This window comes from Pseudomonas sp. GNP014 (assembly GCF_054344005.1).
This window is the reverse complement of the sequence record NZ_JBTGUS010000001.1, coordinates 466,410-485,299: the sequence shown is the minus strand read 5'-3', so window position 1 is coordinate 485,299 and position 18,890 is coordinate 466,410. Positions and strand designations below refer to the sequence as shown.

Genomic DNA, 18,890 nt, shown 5'->3' with positions numbered 1-18,890 from the left:
ATGGCCCGTGGGGTTAACAAAGTCATATTGGTCGGCACTTGCGGCCAGGATCCCGAAGTTCGCTACCTGCCTAACGGTAACGCCGTGACCAACCTGAGTCTGGCAACCAGCGAACAGTGGACCGACAAGCAAACCGGTCAGAAGGTCGAGAAGACCGAATGGCACCGTGTGTCGATGTTCGGCAAGGTTGCCGAGATCGCCGGCGAATACCTGCGCAAGGGTTCGCAGGTCTACATCGAAGGCAAGCTGCAGACCCGCGAGTGGGAAAAAGACGGTATCAAGCGTTACACCACCGAAATCGTGGTCGACATGCAAGGCACCATGCAACTGCTCGGCGGCCGTCCACAACAGGGCGACCAACAAGGCGGTGGCAACAACTACCAGCAGCAGGCTCCGCGTCAGCAGGCGCCACGCCCGCAGCAGTCGGCTCCGCAACAGCGCCCGGCCCCGGCTCCACAGCAGGCCGCACCGCAACCGGCTCCGGATTTCGACAGCTTTGATGACGATATTCCGTTCTGATTGGTTGCTGCATCCGCGTTAAATAAAAAGGCCCGTCGCGACAAGCGACGGGCCTTTTTTTGTGGGAGCGAACCTGCTCGCGAAGGCGTCGGGTCAGTCAAAACATTTATTGAATGACAGTCGGTTATCGCGAGCAGGCTCGCACAGGTTGTTCGTTTTCAGTCGAGGATCAAGTGGGGCAGAAACCGGCTGGAGTCTTTCGTAATGAGGCTGTTGTCTTCGCGCACACCAATCCCCGCCGCCTGGTCGCCAATCACCCACGAGCCGATCAGGGTGTAGCTGTCATCGAACTTCGGTAACGGCGCAAACGCCTGCAGGATAAACGGCGCATCGGTGTAAGGCCCGTCCTCTTTGACGATCAGACCTTCCGCCGTTTGCAGTTCGATGTTGGCGCCTTCGCGGGAGAAATACGGTTTGCGTACCCAGCCTTTCGGCACCGCACTGGCTGGATTCGGATCAAGGTGCGCCGCGAGCAGGTTCGGGTGCCCCTTATACAGCTCCCACAGCAATGGCAGCGCGCCCTTGTTCGACAGGATCGACTTCCATGCGGGTTCGAAGAACTGCGTGTCGCACTCGGCAATCGCTGGCCCAAACGGTTCGTGGAAGATGAACTCCCAGGCATGGAGCTTGAACAGGTGCGGGATCCAGCGATCCTGCAGATCAACGAAGCGGCCTTCGGCTGTCAGGCCGATGTCTTCGATGTCGATGTGCCGCGACTCGATGCCGACTTTTTCTGCGATCAGGCGCAGATAGTCGGTGGTGCCGCGGTCTTCGACGGAATCTTTCATCGAGGCGAAGTAGAACGGCCGCTTGAGCCGCAACTCGGAAAACGCCTGATGCAGTTTGGTATCAATGCTGTTGAACTGGTCGGCATGGCGCGGCAGCATCCCGCGCTCGATGCATTGTTCCAGCCAGCCCCACTGAAACGCCGCCGCTTCATAGAGGCTGGTCGGTGTGTCGTAGTTCAGCTCCAGCAGTTTCGCCGGGCCGTTGCCGCTGTAGGAAAAGTCCATGCGTCCGTACAGATGCGGATGACCTTCCAGCCAGGATGTTCGGATCATGTCGTAGTACGAAACCGGAATACTCAGACGATCCAGCAGTTCTTCGCTGCGCACCACGCGATCGACCAGATCCATGCACATCTCGTGGAGTTCGGTGGTCGGGTCCTCCAGATCGTTTTCGATCTGCGCGAGCGTGAACTGGTAGTAAGCGCTTTCGTCCCAGTACGGCTCGTCGTCGATGGTGTGGAACAGAAAACCGAGCTCTTCGGCGGTCTGTTGCCAGTCGGGGCGCTCGGCGCAGTGGATCTTCTTCATGGTCAGCTGCTCGAACTGCCCCAGCCGCCCCAACCGCTGCGCGCCGAAGACTGACTGCCGAAGCCGCCGCGGGAGGTCGAGGAAGCGACATTTACCGATTTGCTTCGAGTGCTGTCGTAGCTGCTGGTGTCGTTACGACTCGTCGGTGCCGACTCGATTTTGCGGTATTGCGTCGAGGTGGTGTAGGTCTGGCGGTCATCGTCGCGATCTCGATATACCGTACGGTTCGCGTTGTTGCTCATCGCGTTGCCGATCAGCCAGCCACTCAGCCAGCCATTGCCCCCACCCCCGGAAGAGTGGGACGTGCTTTGCACATGCTGTGCAGCCGCTGCTTCACCCGCGGGCATTTGCGCATTGGCCACAGCGTCGAGATTCTGCGGTGCCTCATCGTTTTGCGGCACCTTGAACCCGCCGAGTTTCGGTACAAAGCGGCCAGCGGAATTTTTTTGACACCAGTCCGCGGCAAAATCTGCATCGCACTGGGCCTTGTCGTCGTAGGCCGGTGCAATGCGCCGGTGCTCGGTCAGCGCCGCGACGTAGGCGTTGGTGCAGACATCGGCGGCCACTTCGGCGCCGACGCACTCCTCGACAGATTGAAAGCGTTGCGTGTCCTGCGCGGCCACCTCGCCGGAAATCGCCAGCGCCACTGAAGCGGCGAGGGACAGTTGAACGTACTTGCTGCGTTTCATCGAAGGCTTCCTGCCGATCAGTTGGACGGGGTCATGCATGCGGCGTTGAGCATGCCGACGCTGATGGCCACTGCGGCCACGTAGATGCCCGAGGCGATTTCACCGTTGGCGATGCGCTGGGACGTGCCCTTGAGCACCAGACCGGTTGCCAGGAATGCCAGCAGTTGCACCACGGCCGCAATCACCGCCCAGAGTACGAAGTCGAGGACGTTGACCGAGTGGGAGATGATGTTGCTTGCCGGAATCGCGAACCCGATGATTGCACCGGCCAGGGCGATGGCCGCAGCACTGTTGCCGGCGCGAATCAGCTCGAACTCTTTGTGCGGGGTGATGCGGGTGTAGATGAATTGAAACAGCATGAACAGCAGCACGGCGCCGATCAGGTAGACAGCGAAACCGGTCAACGCGGTCTTGTTCAGGGAAACGGCCAGCACTTCCAGCATGAAAAACTTCCTTATTTAAATGGTGCTCAGGTCAGTCGTGTACAGCGAGATGCCCAGTGAGGTGCTCAGGCTGACGGTGCCTTCTTCGTCTTGTTCGACGGAGAACAGCAGCAGTTCGCGGCGATCGGTCAGGCCGGTGTCGCGCGCGTAAAGCATCGAGTGATGGTTGATGGTGTAGCTCTCGTCCGGATTGACCACGTGTTCGGTCATCGGCACCAGTTCGGTCTGGCCTTGTTCGGTGCCCCATTCGCGGAGGTATTCGACACCCTGATGGCTGTAGGCCGGCAGACCGATCAGGCTGTTGGGGCCGGCCAGGCGCTGCAGCTCGGCGTCACTGTTCACGGTCACGTAGCTTAGGTAGTTGAACAGGGTGACCGATTCGACCTGGTCATCACCGGTGACGTGGATCTGTACCCAGAAATCCTCGTCGTTCATGTAATAGCGGTGCAGTTTGTTGGACTGGCCGAGGTCCACCCAGCCTGCGCTCCAGATCGCCTGATCGAAAGGCACCCGAACCGACGTCGAACCGTCGAGCAGCAGCGCCAGGGTCGAATCGAACCGGACGCCTTTGCCCTGAGCCATCCCGAGTGGGCCGCTGGCGGCGGTCGAGGTTGGCGCAGCGGCCTGCCAGTTGCTGGTGCCCAGCAAATCTTTAAACCATCCCATGGGTACGTTCCTTGAGGCGGGTGGAGGTGTTCGTCGTAAAAAGCGCCGCTAGTGTACCGGGCCGGGCTGCGAACGAGCAGTGACATTTGCACTGCACAAACCATGCGGGAGCGGGCTTGCTCGCGAAGAGGGAATGTCATTCAACAGGGATGTCGTTTGACACTGCGTCTTCGCGAGCAAGCCCGCTCCCACCGGTTTTGTTTATGGGTTTACTGAGCGGACTTCTGCTTCAGGCGCTCGAGGATCGCATTGGCGCTGCCTTCGTTCGGCGTGATGCCAGCGTCGCGCAGTTTGCGTTCCAGATCGTTGCCGGTCGAAGCGTCGGCCAGTTCGTCCGCCGCGCTCAACTCGGCCGCGCGTTGCTGCTGCTTGGCTTGCAGGCGGTTCAGGGTGCCGACGGCCGTTTCCAGTTTGCCGTTGGCGCCGCCGCTGGCGATGGATGCGCTGACCTGGGCTTTCTGCACGCTGTCGCGGGCCTTGGCCATGTCCACTTGCTGGCGCAGGCTCTTGATTCGCGCTTCGGCCTTGTTGATGTCCTTGCGCATGTTTTCGGCGTAGGTGCCGAATTCGTCGCTGAGCTTTTTCTCGGCGGTGAGGTCATTGGTCAGGGTCGAAATCGCTTCGGCCACTTCCATGGCGAGGTCTTCACGGCCAGCATTCAGGGCCGAGACCGCCTTGGCTTCCAGGTCCTTGATCTTGGCGTCGTACTCGCTCACGCGGTCGGCTGCCAGTTTGTGCTTGGCCATGATGGTGACCAGTTCGCGACGGGCGTTGGACAACGCGGTATCGGCGTCGCGGATTTCCTGATCGAGGATGCGCAGAGCCTGTTGATCGACGATCGCTTCGCCGACTTCATTGGCGCCGCCGCGCAGTGCGGTGAACAACTTGCTCCAGATGGACTGAGTCATTGAATATTCCCTGTTGATTACTTGAAGAAGTGTTCGAAGGCTTCGCTCGCGCGCTGCACGTTGTCGACCAGGGTTTTCACCTCGGTGACGACGTTGGTCAGGCTCGAGTCGGCGCTGAGGGCGCCAAACATGTTGTAAACGGTCTGCCCGTTCGGCATCGACTCGATACCGATCGACGACAGCGGGAACATTTCCCGGCTGCGCAGCACGGCGTCGTTGAAGGCGCGCACGTCAGTGATCGAATCGCTGTCCACCAGCACGGTGTCGACGATGATCTGTGCACCGGCCAGGGCGATGTGAATCGGCAGACCGCCGAATTCGTTCATTTCCAGCTTGATGCTGGGTTCGGAGCTCTGGATCAGAGACAGTGTGATCTCGTGCGAAGCCACCTCATCCAGCGCCTTGAGGGCGTTGAAGAGGCTATCAATGTTCCAGTTGTTGCCTGCGCTCATGTAATTCTCCGACATGAATGAGCCAGCCAGAATCGGTTGGCGTAGCTGTTGCTCCATTTGCTTGAGCAAGCTTCGGTTTTCCGGAAGCACCCAAGTTTCGTGTTTCACATAACCGGCGGCAGCCAGGCCCGCACGCATCTGCTTCATGTAGAAGCTCGACGGCTTTTTCGCGGACGGTTTCGAGCGCTCTCCCTTTGGGCTCTCTGACGCAACAGTGGGGGAGCGGCTTTTCATGGCGATGACTCCGTTATGAACATCTCACGCGTGAGCCACACTACAACCAATTCAAAGTGCCATCAATGGCTCACGCGTGAGATTTTTTCGAAGCATCGAAAAAGTCCTGACGTACCGTGCACGTCAGTGTTTTTGCCGTGCGGAACACATCGCCTGGTGGTATCTGAAATGTTGTGTCAGCTCGTCAAAATTATTTGGGATTTTAGTAATTGTTTTTTGTTGTTTAAATTTTAGTGAATATTCCTACATTGTTTTTTCTGGTTTCTGTAAGAACTAAAACTTGCGTGCAGTAGGAGTGATGGTGTGTATTTTATTTGAGTAACATTAAGAAATAACGCGGGTTCGCAACTCTCGGAAACTTATTCTAGGTTTTGTATGTGCACACCTTCACTCCGGTGGAAAGTTGGTTCGACCACTGGCCCTTTAACTTTTGAGGAAATCATTATGACTTTCGAAAAAGCATCTTCCGCTGGCGATTCTCAGATCGGCTGAGCTAGCCAATGAGAACCGGGGCCTTATGGCCCTGGTTCTTGATGAACTTGTTTTTAACCGTATCTGAGGCTGCTATATGAAACTTTGCCTGAAGCCGACCATCATTCCGTTCAAACTTGAAGGCCAGGTTGTTCTGCGGTTCAACGGGCAATACGCGAAGATCCCCGACCCCCATGGTGCTATCTGGGAATTCGCAACTGCACTGGACGGCAGTGCGCCATTCGAAATGTTGATTAACCAGGTGGCCGAACGTTATCCCGCAGTGGATCAGGAGGATCTGCGCAGCGTGGCGCAGGATTTGATCAGATACCGACTGGTTGAGAGTCCTGATGCGTTCGAGACGACTTCTCTTTCGGACCACGATCGCAACAGATTTTCCCGAAACATCGATTTTTTCGGGTCGATGGCGGCGGTGGGAGAGAACAAGTTTTCCTCTCAGGAGAAACTGCGTGCGGCCAGGGTCTGCGTACTGGGTTGCGGTGGGCTCGGCACCCATATCCTGTTCGATCTGGTAGCGCTGGGTGTACATCATCTGACGATCCTTGATTTTGACAAGATCGAGTTGAGCAACCTGAATCGACAGATCCTTTACAAGGAGAGCGACATCGGGATGCCGAAGGTCGAGACCGCCCGGCGCCGGTTGCTTGAGTTCAACAGTCACCTCGACATCACCGCCCACGAGACGCGCCTCGAATCGGCTCAGGATGTCGCCAGAGTCGTAAGTGGCCACGATATTGTGATTTGCGTTGCCGACAAACCCGCGAACTACATGGCCGACTGGCTGAACGAGGCCTGCGTTCAGGAGGGCGTACCCTTCATATCCGGTGGGCTCGATGTGCGCCGCTCGGTTTTCTATTCGGTGGTACCCGGCAGCTCGGGGTGCGGTGCTTGCTGGCTGACTTCGGCACGCAACAAAAGCAGCCTGGTTAACAGTATTTCGACCATGGCCAAGCAACACGACATAACCTACCGGCACCCAGGCCCGGCACTGGTGACCCTGGTGGCCGTGACCGCGGGCATGATGGTGAGCGAAACCGTCAAGATCCTCACCGGCTGCCAGCCGCCACAATTGACCAACAAGCTCAAGGAATTCACCTTCGACGATCTGGATGTCGGCATTGCCGAAGTCTGGCAGCAGAATCCGGACTGCCCGGTGTGCGGGCATCTCGCCAATTCGCAGCAGCTATCCGTGCAGACGGAGACCGTCTAGATGTTCAAGCTGCTGGCGTCCTATGTCATCACGTCCGTTTGCTCATGGGCCATTGCATTTCTCATCCCGCTTTACGTCTATGAGCAGACAGGCTCCCCTGTCTGGACATCGCTGGCTTTTTTCGCGGCGATGGCGCCTTACATACTGGTCACCCCCTTTGCCGGGGTGTGGAGTGATCGCTACAGCAAACGGCGATTTCTGATCGGTGGCGATCTTATCAACATTGCCATCGGCAGCCTGATGTACGTCGCCGTGAGCACCTTGTCCGGGGACGCCTTGAGCATCACCCTGTTACTGCTGAGCTTCATGCTGGCAAGCGTTGGCGCAACCCATCACCCGGTATTTCAGAGCATCGCTCCTGCGCTGGTCGAGGGGCGAAAACTTCATCGGTTCAATGCGATCGTCAACGCCAGTGACAACATCATTCGCATCGTTGCGCCGATCAGCGTGGCAGCGGTACTGGCTTTCAGCACCAAGGAGCGGATTCTCGTTGTCAGTATTGTCGGCTTTGCGCTCTCTCTGCCGCTTTGCTACTGGCTAAAAGAGCAGGGCAAACCTCAGCCCGCCACCACCCGGGTCTTCACCGAAATCAAAGCCGGGCTGCTCTATGTCCTTCGGCATCGAGAACTGTGTTCATTGGTTGTGCTGTTCTTCTTCTGCAACTTCGGTTTTGCCCTGATCGGTGCCAGCCTGATCTATGTTTTCACCACGCTCCTGGCTGTGCCGTTGAGCGATGTCGGCTACTACTACGGACTCATTGGCGCAGGTGCCGTTGCCGGATCAGCGACAGGTGCAGTTTTTGTGAAGCGCTATCCGGCTGGCGTGCTCATCCGGGGCAGTTGCCTGCTGGCAGGGATCTTCACGTTGGCCGCAGCGCTGGCGAGCGAGCCCTGGATACTCGCGGCGCTTTGGGCGCTTTCCACTTGCTGCCAATCCGTGGTGGTCATCGCTTTTTTCACCTATCGCCAACAAGTGGTTCCGCAAGCCATTCTGGGGCGGACTGTCGGGGTCACCAGGCTCATTGCCTATCTGGCTATTCCGCCCGCAAGCTTGCTCAGTGGATGGCTGTTGCTCCAATTTTCCAGCAGCGCTCTTATTCTTGCGTCAGGTGGTCTGTGTATTATTTTTGCCTCTCTGTGTGCTTATTTTCTCGCCAGGTATGAGCGACAAGTTGTTTGCAGTGATGCGCAGTGATTAAAACACTGCCGTCAGGACTTAAGTGCTTTGGTTAATTTGTCACTGAGTGGTTTGGTCATTGGATGGCCGGGCGAGAGTTAAAAGGAATTTTATGGTGCAAAAAGATAACAAGTTATACAGCGATGATGTAGTGCATGCCATTCAAGCGGTCACCGGTGGTTCCATATGGGATACGTGGCTGGACGCTGGCGCGTTAAATAGACTGGTTCATCATGAACTGTTGGTGGCAATGGGGAGTGGCCATGTTTCTTTGAGTGGCATGCGCTATTTTCTGGTGCAGCATCATTACTACTCTCGAAACTTCACTCGCTTTCTTTGTGCGGTTATCAATCGCCTTGATTCGCTCGACGACATCAAGCTTTTAATGGAAAACCTGCAGGAGGAAATGGGTATTGACGGTGACGATAAAGTCACCCATGCCGATCTGTTCCAACGATCTCTCAATATTGTGGGCACCCACGCCACGGCGCAGCCGCCTCTGCCCCAGACCATTGAATTTACCCATTCGATCATGAAATTTTGCCGCAGTGAAAATCCGGTTGAAGGTCTCGCTGCGCTATGCCTGGGGGCTGAAGCCATCGTGCCATTGCTCTACAAACCGATTCTGGCGGCGCTGGAGAGGCTGAATATCAGCGAGGAAGGTCTGGAGTTTTTCCGCATACACATCGAAGAAGATGAGGGGCACGCGGTCACCATGCTGAAGATTCTGGGGCGATTGACTCGACACGCACCTGAAGCAAAGGTGATTGCGATGCAAATCGGGCGTCAGGCGATCAACAAGCGATGCGTCATGTTTGACGCTATATGGAGGGAAGTTCGAGAGCAAAGGTAGGTCGCGCGATCATGCAAATTGCCGGGGATTACCGGATGTTCGTGCAGATTGAAACAGGCCCGGTGCCATCAATGTTGGCGCAAGCGCTTGATTCATTGTGCATTCTTGTTGCGCGGCGATTGGCCTGATCTCTGCACTTCCAACGACTACATTCATCGAGTCGCTGAAGGGGGACGCATGACCCCAACGCCGAGCAAAAAATTGGTAGTCGCCCATTCAGTTCGTAACGGGGCGCCACAGCACGAAGTGCAGACCAACAAGGCACTGGCACGCTGGCTGGCACACATCATCGGGCTCAAATTCGGTGGTAGCTACGACCCGGAAAAACACCGTGGTCGCGACCTGTACTGGCTGCCGACGCAAACCATTGTTGGCGCCAAACAGGCGCAGCAATTGGGCATCAAAGGTGCGAATGACTTGTGGGGCGGATTCGTCGAACACGATTTCATCTGCACCAAAGCCATCAGCCACGGCCTGCGCAGTCATCTGGCCCACGCGCCCCAGGGCTGGGCGCCTTTGTTCTCCAAGCGTGTGCGCGACGTGGTGCTCGATGGCCTTACCGTGTTTGCTCTGGAAGATGCGCGACCGGCTGCCGAGCATTTGCTGCACAACGGGCCGATCCGCCTGAAGCCGATTCACGCCTGTGCCGGTCGCGGCCAAGAAGTTATCAACAGCCTCGACGCGTTCGACGAGGTACTTGCCCGAGCGGAAGCTGCAGAGTTGTTTCGCGATGGTGTGGTGCTGGAGCAGGATCTGAGTGAAGTGATCACCCATAGCGTCGGCCAGTCATTCATCGGCGGCAAGGTGCTGAGCTACTGCGGTGATCAATACTTGACTCAAGATGCCCATGGCGAAGACGTCTATGGTGGTTCGAATCTGCTGGTGGTGCAGGGCGGTTATCCGCAGTTGCTGGCGCTGGAACTGCCCGACGCTGTACGGCTGGCCATCGAGCAGGCGCAGGTCTTCGACCGGGCGGCGGATGAGGCTTATCCGCGGTTCTACGCTTCGCGCCGCAACTACGACATTGCCCAGGGCCTGGACAGCAATGGCAAACCGCGCAGTGGTGTGCTCGAACAATCCTGGCGCATGGGCGGTGCCAGCAGCGCCGAAGTGGCGGCGCTGCAAAGCTTCGTCAACGATCCGGGCATGCGCGCGATTCGCGTGTCTTCGGTGGAAACCTACGTTGATCAGCCACTGCCGGCGGACGCCATCGAGGTGTATCGCGGGCCGGCCGAGAACAGCGAGTTTCTCCTCAAATACGTAACGGTCAAACCCTATGACGGCTAGAAGCGAAAGCATTCAAATCGACATTGATGATGAACAGATGAGCGGGACGTTTCTCAGTCCCAAATCCAAGGTGCCCGGTGTGTTGTTTGTCCACGGCTGGGGCGGTAGCCAGGAGCGCGACCTGGAGCGGGCGAAAGGCATCGCCGGTCTTGGCTGCGTCTGCCTGACCTTCGATCTGCGCGGCCACACCGGTGGCACCGGCATTCCGCTGACCCGGGTCACCCGCGAAGACAACCTGCGCGATCTGCTCGCAGCCTACGACCGCCTGCTCGCGCACCCTGCGCTCGACACCTCGGCGATTGCGGTGGTCGGCACCAGTTATGGCGGTTACCTCGCCTCGATCCTCACTTCGTTGCGTCCGGTGCGCTGGCTGGCGCTGCGGGTGCCGGCGCTGTATCGCGATGAGCAATGGCACACGCCCAAGCGCGATCTGGACAAGGCCGATTTGCGTGATTACCGAAGCACGTTGGTCCGTGCCGACACTAACCGTGCGCTGCATGCCTGTTCGCAATTCACCGGGGATGTGTTGCTGGTGGAATCGCAAACCGATGACTACGTGCCCCACGCAACAATCATGAGTTATCGCGCGGCGTGTCAGCAGACTCATTCGCTGACGCACCGGATTATCGACGGCGCCGATCATGCATTGAGCGAACCGGTGTCGCAGCAGGCGTATACCTCGATTCTGGTGGACTGGATTACCGAGATGGTGGTGGGGGAGCGCTTGAGCATAATTCAGTCGAGATAGCCTTCTCAACTTCAACAAAAAACTCAGGAAGGTTTCCTCTCGATCCGCAAGGCCTTCGCCTTGGCCTCCACCAGCAAATACATCACCACCGTAATCAGCAACGGCAACAGAAAATAAATTGCCCGGTATGCCAGCAATCCCGCCACCAGGCTGCCGCGTGATGCTTCATGTTGCAGCAGCGCGACGAACACCGCTTCCAGCACACCCAGCCCCGCCGGTATGTGGGTGATGACCCCGGCAATCGCGCTGATCAACAACACGCCCAGTACCAGCGGATAATCCAGTTTGCTCGGAAGCAGGGTGAAGATCACCGCCGCCATCAGCGACCAGTTCAAGGCACCGAGCAACAGTTGCAGCACGGCCATGCGCAGCGACGGCAGGTTGATTTCCACCCCACGAATCGACCACTCGCGGCGCTTGGAAAACTGACACGCCGCGAGATACCCGGCGCTGATCAGCAGCAATAGAATACCGACGCCCTGCAATGCATCGCTGCTCAGTTTCCATCCCGGCGGCATACGCACCAGGCCACTGCTGAATACCACACCGGCAATGGTCATGTAGCCGAACCAGTTGGTCGCCAGGCTCAAGCCGAGAATCTTCGCAATGTTGCCTTTGCTCACGCCCAGGCGCGAATACAGCCGATACCGCATGGCGATACCGCCGACCCAGGCGCTGAGATTGAGGTTGAACGCGTAACTGATGATCCCCACGGGCAGGATCTGTTTCCAGGTCAGGTCCTGGCGAATGTAGGTGCGGCCGATCAGGTCGAAACTGGCGTAAGTCAGGAAACTCAGCAAGGTCAGGCCGGCAGCGATGATCAGTGTGCGCACCTTGAAGTCGGCGAGGGTTTGCAGCACTTCGGCCCATTCGATACGGGTGGCGAACAGCGTCAGCAAGACGATCAACGCGAGGAAAAACAACAGCGTCAGTGGGCGTTTCCAGCGGCTCCATTTCGAGTGAGTCGCTGGCGCGGCGTGGCCTGTCGAGTGTGCTTCGGAGTGGCTCATGACTGGCCACCTCGAAACGGCTTGAGCCGTGGTTTGTGCGCCGGCAGCCAACCGGCCATCGCCGGGAAGTGCCGCAGAAAGTGAAACACCAGAAAACCTACGGTCATGTGCCAGATCCGTCCGCGCGGGGACATGTCGGCGTCCATGGCCTTGCAGTGGTTCTGGCTGAGGTCTTCGAGGCGCTTGAACAAATGCTGATTGAATTCCCGATCGCGAATCAGCACGTTGGCTTCCAGATTCAGCGACAGGCTCAGCGGGTCGAGATTGCTCGAGCCGACGGTGCTCCATTCATCGTCCACCAGCGCCACCTTGCCGTGCAGCGGTCGCTGGCAATACTCGTGGATCTGCACGCCGGCCTTGAGCAGGTAGTCGTAGGTCATGCGCGCCGCGAGTTTGGCCACCAGCATGTCGGGCTGACCTTGCAGGATCAGCCGCACATCGACGCCACGCCGCGCCGCATTGCGGATCTCGCGCAGCAGACGGTAGCCGGGGAAAAAGTAGGCGTTGGCGATCACCACCCGGTGTTTGGCCCGGCGCAGTGCCTGCAAGTACACGTCTTCGATATCGGTGTGGTGCTGATCGTTGTCGCGAAAGACCAGGCGTACCTGACCGTCGTGGTCGCTGAAGGCCATGTCTGCGCGACGCTGGCGCCGACGCTGCCACCAGAAGCGTGCGCGTCCGGGGCGACCGCTTTGCACCAGGGCAAAGTGATGCAGGTCAGCAACCGCTGGGCCCTGAATCTGCACGGCATAATCCTGTTTGGCTTCGGGGCCGAAGTCGGCCAGGTGATCGCCGGAAAAATTGATCCCGCCAATGAACGCAACCAAGCCGTCGACCACTACGATTTTGCGGTGTAAGCGGCGGAACCAGTTGGTGCGAAAACCCAGGTGCTTGGGCGCCGGATCAAACATCTGCAGGTGCACGCCCGCATCACTCAGGGCCGCGAGATAAGCGGTGGTCAACTCGCCACAGCCAAAGCCGTCGAGGCTGACGGTGGTGCGCACGCCGCGCTGTGCCGCGTCGATCAGGATCTGCTGCAACTCTGCGCCGACCTTGTCTTCGAAAACGATGAAGGTTTCCAGCAGGATTTCACTTTTCGCCGCACGCATGGCGTCGAACACCCGGGGAAAATATTCTTCGCCGTTTTCCAGGAGTTCGACACGGTTGTTGCCTTGCCAACTGTACTCGACGTCAACCTGGCCGGGCTCGCGCACGGGCGGGGCGATGTTGATCGGTTCCACGGTGGATTTCTCCAGCGGTGCGCTGTTCATAATTCAATCTCCACCGATAAAGGGGCGTGGTCGGAAAGGTGGGACCAGGGCCGGTTCGCCAGGACTTTCGGCTGTCGGGCCTTGAGGTTGCGTACGTAAATGCGGTCGAGCCGCAGGGTCGGCAGGCGCGCCGGAAAGCTGCGTGCGGATTTGCCGTGATGCTCGGCGAAGACCTCGCGCAGGCCCCAGGGTGTGAGGAGCGCATCGGCGCGCTGGCGCCAGTCGTTGAAGTCGCCGGCGATGATCACCGGGGCATCGTCCGGCAGTTCCGCAAGGCGTTGGCCGAGCAGCTTCAACTGCGCGTTGCGATGGCTTTCGCGCAGGCCCAGGTGCACGCAGATCGCATGCACCTCGACCCCGTCACCGGGCAGGCGCAGCACGCAGTGCAGCAGGCCGCGGTTCTCGTGGCCGCTGATCGAGACGTCGAGGTTGTCGTGGCGGATGATCTGGAATTTCGACAACAGCGCATTGCCGTGATCGCCCTCCGGATACACCGCGTTGCGCCCGTAGGCGAACTGCGGCCAAAGGCTGTCGGCGAGGAACTCATACTGCGGCATCGTCGGCCAGTTGCTATAGCGCTTGGGGTGATGTTCGTGGGTGCCGTGGACTTCCTGGAGGAACACCACGTCGGCGGCGACGCTACGCACCGCTTCGCGCAGTTCCGGCAGGATGAAGCGCCGGTTGAGGGCCGTGAAGCCCTTGTGGGTATTGACCGTCAGGACAGTGAAAGTGCGCACCGTCGGCGCGACCACCGAACCTTCATCGGTGAAGCCCACCGGTTCAGGAATGCTCATGGCAACACTCCTTCTGCGGCGCTTTCACCGGGGGCGGTGGCGAGGTCGTTATCGAGCCCGAAACGCTGCAGCAGATTACGCGCGTCGTAGGGCGCACGGACTTTGATGTCGTTGTCGAAGTAGCAAAACACTTCCCGGGATTTACGTGCGCGCGGCTTGAGTTGCGGGGCGATCAGTTGCGCATCTTGCGGTTGCCGGCCGTGGTGCCAGGCTTCGATACGCTCGGCCCAGCGCTTGAGGGCCGGCGCGGTGTAGCCGCTGGCGTAGAGTTCTTCGGCACCGTGCAGGCGCAGGTAGACGAAGTCGCTGGTGAGGTCTTCGCGGTACGGCCACTTACCGGCGGTGTCGGCGATCACCAGCGCGGTGTTGTGGCGTTTGAGCAGGCGCACGAAGTCCGGGTCGATGAAGCTGTCGTTACGGATTTCCACGGCATGGCGCAGCGCTTTTTTGCCGTAGGCCTTGAGGCTGGCGTGGCCGTGCAGGTGAGCATCGTGTTGATGGGCGAGGGCGGCGGCAGCTTCAGGGGTATGGGGCAGTTGAGCGAGAAAGTGTTCGAAGCGCTGCGGCTCGTATTTGAAGTTGGGCGGAAACTGCCAGAGGATCGGGCCGAGTTTTTCCTTGAGTTCAAGCACCCCGGACGCGAAGAAGTTCGCCAGCGGTTTTTCGATGTCGCGCAAGCGGCGAATGTGGGTGATGAAGCGCGGTGCCTTGACGCTGAACACGAAGTCGTCAGGCGTTTCGGCGTACCACTGCGCGTAGCGTTCGGGCCGTTGCAGGGCGTAGAACGATCCATTGATTTCGATGCTGTTGACCGCCCGCGATGCGAACTGCAATTCACGTTTCTGCGCCAGTCCCTTGGGGTAGAAATCCCCGCGCCACGGAGCGTAGCGCCAGCCGGAAATACCGATGTGAATCGTTGCCATGTCGCCCTCCCGTAGTCAGTCCTCGTACAGCCTGTGTGTGTTGATGACTGTGGGCGGTTCGGGAAAGTTTCGGTGGCGTTACGGACGGTACTTTTTTGCGCGCTCCACGAAAAACAATGTGGGAGGGGGCTTGCTCCCGAAGGCGATGGGTCAGTCAGCGTTGATCGCGACTGATACCCCGCTTTCGCAAGCAAGCCCCCTCCCACAAGTGCCCCCTCGACAAGGGCACAGGTGTTGAATCAGTGGCCGGTGACGATGCGCGAAGTGCTTTCGGCATAGGTCGGGCCGAGGCGATCCAGTCGACCGCTCCAGGCAGTCAGGGCCAACGCCACCAACACCACCAGACCACCGATCCACGCCGTGTGGATCAGGCCGATGTGTTCAACGATCAAGCCACCGCCCCACGCCCCGCCGGCAATCCCGAGGTTGAACGCAGCAATGTTCAGCCCCGACGCCACATCCACGGCTTGCGGTGTGTGATGTTCAGCCTGACGCACCACATACACTTGCAGCCCCGGCACGTTGCCGAACGCTACTGCGCCCCAGACCAATACCGTGGCCAGCGCCAGCCAGGGATTGGCGGCGGTGAAGGTCAGCACGAACAACACGGCCGCGAGCAGGGCGAAGATGATTTTCAGGGCGCTGATCGGCCCGCGTCTGTCCGCCAGCTTGCCGCCCCAGATATTCCCGACCGCTACCGACACGCCATACACCAGCAGCACCAGGCTCACCGTGCTGGCGCTGAAGCCCGAGATGTCCTGAAGGATCGGCGCGAGGAAAGTGAAGGCGATGAACGAGCCGCCGTAGCCGATCGCGGTCATGGCGTACACCAGCAACAGACGTGGTTGTTTGAGCACTTGCAGTTGTTGCAGCAGCGACGCCGGTTTGCTGTGGGCGATGTTGCTCGGCACGTAGATCAGGCTGCCGATAAAGGCAATCACGCCCAGCGCCGACACGGCGAGGAAGGTTTCACGCCAGCCGAAATGCTGGCCGATGAACGTACCCAGCGGCACGCCGGTGACCAATGCCACGGTGAGGCCGGTGAACATGATCGCAATTGCGCTGGCGGCTTTTTCCTTGGACACCAGGCTGGTGGCGATGGTCGAGCCGATGGAGAAGAACACGCCGTGGGCCAGACCGGTGACGATCCGCGCCAGCACCAGCGATTCATAACTTGGCGCCATCCACGCCAGCAGGTTGCCGAGGGTGAACAGCACCATCAGCGACAGCAGCAACAGTTTGCGCGGGACCTTGCCGGTGAGCGCGGTCAACACGGGCGCACCGATGGCCACGCCCAGCGCGTACAGGCTCACCAGCAAACCGGCGGAGGGAAGACTGACGCCGAGATCGGCGCCAATGGTAGGCAGCAGGCCAACGATGACGAACTCGGTCGTCCCGATGGCGAAAGCGCTGAGGGTCAGCGCGAGCAAGGCAATGGGCATCACGGCACTCCAGGGTGATTTGATTGGATGGAGCGCAGTGTCGGGGTTTGGCTTGTGCGGAAAAATACGGGTGCGGGCATTTGATATTTGCCGGCAGCGCAAATATCCCTGGATGGGTGTGAACGCTGTGGATAGGGGATTTACCCCCGTTCGACTGCGCAGCAGTCGTAAAACCTCACGACTCGGTCTGGCAGGAGATTGAAGATTCAGGTTTTGGCGCCGCTTCGCCGTCCAACGGGGATAAATCCCCTCGCCACAGGGGAATGCGGGATTTGAATATGAGGATTCAGGCAAAAACCGAACTTGTCCGCCATTCACCGATCAGTTCCTTACAGGTTCAGCCATCGGGAGCGCGGAGTTTTGATCAAGTTCAGGATCGCCATTTTGCTGGGAGCACTGCTGTTTCTTGGCGCCAGCGAACTCGAAGCCGCCGCGCTGCCGGGCGTTCCGGCCACCGCTGAGGAACCGGCCAAAGCCGAACCGATTGTGCAGGGCGGTCTGCTCGGGGCGATCAGTTCCAGCATCGACGATGTGCAGGACAAACTCGATCTCAATGAACATCTGGTCGATGCCTGGCGCCTGCGTGCCGATCGGGCAGCGGATGAAGTCGACAGACTGGTCAACCACCCCTCGAATCGCTCGGGCTGGAGGGTCGCCGGCGATTTCCTGATGTTGTCCGGTGTCTGGCTCGGCGCGTTTGCCCTGCTGACCGTGCTTGGCAGTCTGTTGGCCAAACGCCTGCGCGAAGGCCGCTGGTTACGCACGCGCCAGCGCAGTCAGGATCTGCTTGGTTATCTGCTGCCGTACACGCTGCCGGCGCTGATCTGCCTGCCTTTGACCCTGTACGTCAGCCATTTTCTGCAAGCCTCGGTCGGGCGTGCACTGGCGTTGTGTCTGGCCTACGCCACCAGCAGCGGTATTTTTTCCACCTCGATGCTGTTGTGCGTCGTGGTGATGTTCAACGTCGGCCATAAGCGCCCGGCGGCGCGGATCATCCGCAATTACTGTCCGCCCCCGCTGTTCCTGATCGGTTTCCTCGCGGCCCTCAGCGACGCCTTGACCAGCCCGCAAATCGCCCGGCAACTGGGTGGCAACATCACCAGCAGCGTCGCGGTGTTCACCGGGCTGATCGCTTCGATCATCTTTGGCCTGCTAGTGATTCGTCTGCGCCGGCCAGTGGCGCATCTGATCCGCAACCGACCGCTGGCGCAACGCCTGAAACAACCGTCGTTGCAGGAGTCGCTGCGGATTTTCTCGGGGTTGTGGTATTGGCCGATTGTGCTGATGGTGCTGGTGTCGGCGATTAATCTGATCGGCATCGGTGAGGACAACCAGAAAGCCCTGCGCTGCGCGTTGTTCACCACCGTGCTGCTGATCGGCACGGTGTTCCTCAGCACGATTCTGCAGCACCTGTTCAAGTCACCAAAGGCCGAAGCCATCCAGCGCCGCAGTGCCTACAAGGAGCGTTTTCTCAGCCTGCTGCACGCGTTGCTGCGGATCGTCATCGCCATCGCGTTCATTGATATTCTCGGGCGGATCTGGGGCGTGTCACTGCTCGATTTCGCCCAGAGCAGCACGGTCGGCCGGGCCATCAGCAACGCCTTGAGCAGCATTGGTTTGATTTTCCTGGTGACATGGCTGTTGTGGGTGGTGCTCGACACGGCGATTCAGGAAGCCCTGAAACCCCCGCTTAACAAGCGCGGGGCGCGTCAGCCCAGCACCCGGGTAAAAACCATCCTGCCGCTGCTGCGCAACGCGATCAAAATCATCCTGGTGGTGATCTGCGCGATCACCACGATGGCCAATCTGGGGATCAATGTGGCGCCATTGCTGGCCGGTGCCGGGGTGGTCGGTCTGGCCATCGGTTTCGGTTCGCAGCAACTGGTGCAGGACGTGATCACCGGGCTGTTCATCATCATCGAAGACACCCTGTCGATCGGTGACTGGGTGGTGCTCGATTCCGGGCATGCCGGCACGGTCGAAGGCCTGACCATCCGCACCCTGCGCCTGCGTGACGGCAAAGGCTTTGTGCACTCGGTGCCGTTCGGCCAGATCAAGGCTGTGACCAATCAGTCGCGGCAGTTTGCCTTTGCGTTTTTCTCGGTGCAGTTCACTTACGACACGGACGTGGACAAGGCGATCGAGCTGATCCGCGAGACCGGCGATTCGATCCGCGAAGACCCATTCCTCAAGTACAACCTGCAAGGCCCGCTGGATGTGTTTGGCGTGGACAAGATGGATTTGAACGGCGTGGTGCTGACAGCGCAGTTCCGTACCGTGTCGGGTGGGCAATATGCGGTGAGCCGCGCATTCAACCAGCGTTTGAAGAAGCTTGTGGATAACAGCCCGGTGGTGCATTTCGCGCAGACTTATCGACAGCAGGTTTTGTTGCCCAAAAGGCAGGAGGAGGCGCTGGTGGCGACTGAGTTGCCGCAGGAATCGCGGACTTGATGCAAG

At 59.1% G+C, this 18,890-nt stretch carries 18 protein-coding genes; 7 read left to right on the top strand and 11 right to left on the bottom strand.

Annotated elements, in window-relative coordinates; translation table 11 throughout:
* Complete coding sequence (locus tag ACXX9E_RS02280; RefSeq protein WP_007966163.1) at positions 1 to 519, top strand: single-stranded DNA-binding protein; 519 nt, start codon at positions 1 to 3, stop codon at positions 517 to 519.
* 158 nt (positions 520 to 677) lie between these two features.
* Here ACXX9E_RS02280 and ACXX9E_RS02275 read toward each other — a convergent pair whose 3' ends face one another.
* The 6 genes from ACXX9E_RS02275 to ACXX9E_RS02250 all read right to left on the bottom strand — a co-directional run bounded on the left by ACXX9E_RS02275 (position 678) and on the right by ACXX9E_RS02250 (position 5,227).
* Positions 678 to 1,835, bottom strand: coding sequence for a glutathionylspermidine synthase family protein (locus tag ACXX9E_RS02275; RefSeq protein WP_458554991.1), 1,158 nt, complete (start codon positions 1,833 to 1,835; stop codon positions 678 to 680).
* A 2-nt stretch (positions 1,836 to 1,837) separates the two neighbouring features.
* Positions 1,838 to 2,524, bottom strand: coding sequence for a DUF1190 domain-containing protein (locus ACXX9E_RS02270; protein WP_458554990.1), 687 nt, complete (start codon positions 2,522 to 2,524; stop codon positions 1,838 to 1,840).
* A gap of 17 nt (positions 2,525 to 2,541) precedes the next feature.
* Positions 2,542 to 2,967, bottom strand: coding sequence for a DUF350 domain-containing protein (locus ACXX9E_RS02265; protein WP_123463706.1), 426 nt, complete (start codon positions 2,965 to 2,967; stop codon positions 2,542 to 2,544).
* 15 nt (positions 2,968 to 2,982) lie between these two features.
* Positions 2,983 to 3,633 carry a DUF2491 family protein gene (locus ACXX9E_RS02260; RefSeq protein WP_123463708.1) on the bottom strand — a complete coding sequence of 217 codons (651 nt, stop codon included), beginning with the start codon at positions 3,631 to 3,633 and terminating at the stop codon, positions 2,983 to 2,985.
* 209 nt (positions 3,634 to 3,842) lie between these two features.
* Complete coding sequence (locus tag ACXX9E_RS02255) at positions 3,843 to 4,541, bottom strand: PspA/IM30 family protein (RefSeq protein WP_123463710.1); 699 nt, start codon at positions 4,539 to 4,541, stop codon at positions 3,843 to 3,845.
* Positions 4,542 to 4,558: 17 nt separating this feature from the next.
* Positions 4,559 to 5,227, bottom strand: coding sequence for a YjfI family protein (locus ACXX9E_RS02250; protein WP_123463712.1), 669 nt, complete (start codon positions 5,225 to 5,227; stop codon positions 4,559 to 4,561).
* A 568-nt stretch (positions 5,228 to 5,795) separates the two neighbouring features.
* Between ACXX9E_RS02250 and ACXX9E_RS02245 the strand changes: the two genes are divergently transcribed.
* The 5 genes from ACXX9E_RS02245 (at position 5,796) to ACXX9E_RS02225 (ending at position 10,993) form a co-directional block, all read left to right on the top strand.
* Positions 5,796 to 6,929 carry a HesA/MoeB/ThiF family protein gene (locus tag ACXX9E_RS02245; RefSeq protein WP_186746084.1) on the top strand — a complete coding sequence of 378 codons (1,134 nt, stop codon included), beginning with the start codon at positions 5,796 to 5,798 and terminating at the stop codon, positions 6,927 to 6,929.
* A complete protein-coding gene (locus ACXX9E_RS02240) occupies positions 6,930 to 8,123 on the top strand; it encodes an MFS transporter (protein WP_340135037.1) in 1,194 nt (397 codons plus the stop codon).
* 97 nt (positions 8,124 to 8,220) lie between these two features.
* Positions 8,221 to 8,958 carry an iron-containing redox enzyme family protein gene (locus ACXX9E_RS02235; RefSeq protein ID WP_429541668.1) on the top strand — a complete coding sequence of 246 codons (738 nt, stop codon included), beginning with the start codon at positions 8,221 to 8,223 and terminating at the stop codon, positions 8,956 to 8,958.
* 177 nt (positions 8,959 to 9,135) lie between these two features.
* Positions 9,136 to 10,245, top strand: coding sequence for a DUF3182 family protein (locus ACXX9E_RS02230; RefSeq protein ID WP_458554989.1), 1,110 nt, complete (start codon positions 9,136 to 9,138; stop codon positions 10,243 to 10,245).
* Positions 10,235 to 10,993 (top strand): alpha/beta hydrolase family protein, encoded by a 759-nt coding sequence (locus ACXX9E_RS02225; RefSeq protein ID WP_128614745.1) that lies wholly within the window; start codon positions 10,235 to 10,237, stop codon positions 10,991 to 10,993. Before ACXX9E_RS02230 ends, ACXX9E_RS02225 begins: the two co-directional genes overlap by 11 nt.
* Before the next feature lie 23 nt (positions 10,994 to 11,016).
* On the opposite strand, the gene ACXX9E_RS02220 is transcribed toward ACXX9E_RS02225, so the two are convergent.
* The 5 genes from ACXX9E_RS02220 to ACXX9E_RS02200 all read right to left on the bottom strand — a co-directional run bounded on the left by ACXX9E_RS02220 (position 11,017) and on the right by ACXX9E_RS02200 (position 16,433).
* Positions 11,017 to 12,003 carry a lysylphosphatidylglycerol synthase domain-containing protein gene (locus tag ACXX9E_RS02220; protein WP_458554988.1) on the bottom strand — a complete coding sequence of 329 codons (987 nt, stop codon included), beginning with the start codon at positions 12,001 to 12,003 and terminating at the stop codon, positions 11,017 to 11,019.
* Positions 12,000 to 13,274 carry a cardiolipin synthase ClsB gene (gene clsB / locus ACXX9E_RS02215; protein ID WP_458554987.1) on the bottom strand — a complete coding sequence of 425 codons (1,275 nt, stop codon included), beginning with the start codon at positions 13,272 to 13,274 and terminating at the stop codon, positions 12,000 to 12,002. Before clsB ends, ACXX9E_RS02220 begins: the two co-directional genes overlap by 4 nt.
* A complete protein-coding gene (locus ACXX9E_RS02210; RefSeq protein ID WP_458554986.1) occupies positions 13,271 to 14,068 on the bottom strand; it encodes an endonuclease/exonuclease/phosphatase family protein in 798 nt (265 codons plus the stop codon). Before ACXX9E_RS02210 ends, clsB begins: the two co-directional genes overlap by 4 nt.
* Positions 14,065 to 14,991: a DUF72 domain-containing protein gene (locus ACXX9E_RS02205; RefSeq protein WP_128615433.1), complete on the bottom strand. Its 927-nt coding sequence runs from the start codon at positions 14,989 to 14,991 to the stop codon at positions 14,065 to 14,067. Before ACXX9E_RS02205 ends, ACXX9E_RS02210 begins: the two co-directional genes overlap by 4 nt.
* Before the next feature lie 239 nt (positions 14,992 to 15,230).
* Complete coding sequence (locus ACXX9E_RS02200; RefSeq protein ID WP_128615432.1) at positions 15,231 to 16,433, bottom strand: MFS transporter; 1,203 nt, start codon at positions 16,431 to 16,433, stop codon at positions 15,231 to 15,233.
* A 360-nt stretch (positions 16,434 to 16,793) separates the two neighbouring features.
* On the opposite strand from ACXX9E_RS02200, the gene ACXX9E_RS02195 reads away from it, so the two are divergent.
* Positions 16,794 to 18,884, top strand: a complete 2,091-nt coding sequence (locus tag ACXX9E_RS02195; RefSeq protein WP_458554985.1) for a mechanosensitive ion channel family protein — start codon at positions 16,794 to 16,796, stop codon at positions 18,882 to 18,884.
* The last annotated feature ends 6 nt before the right edge of the window (positions 18,885 to 18,890 follow it).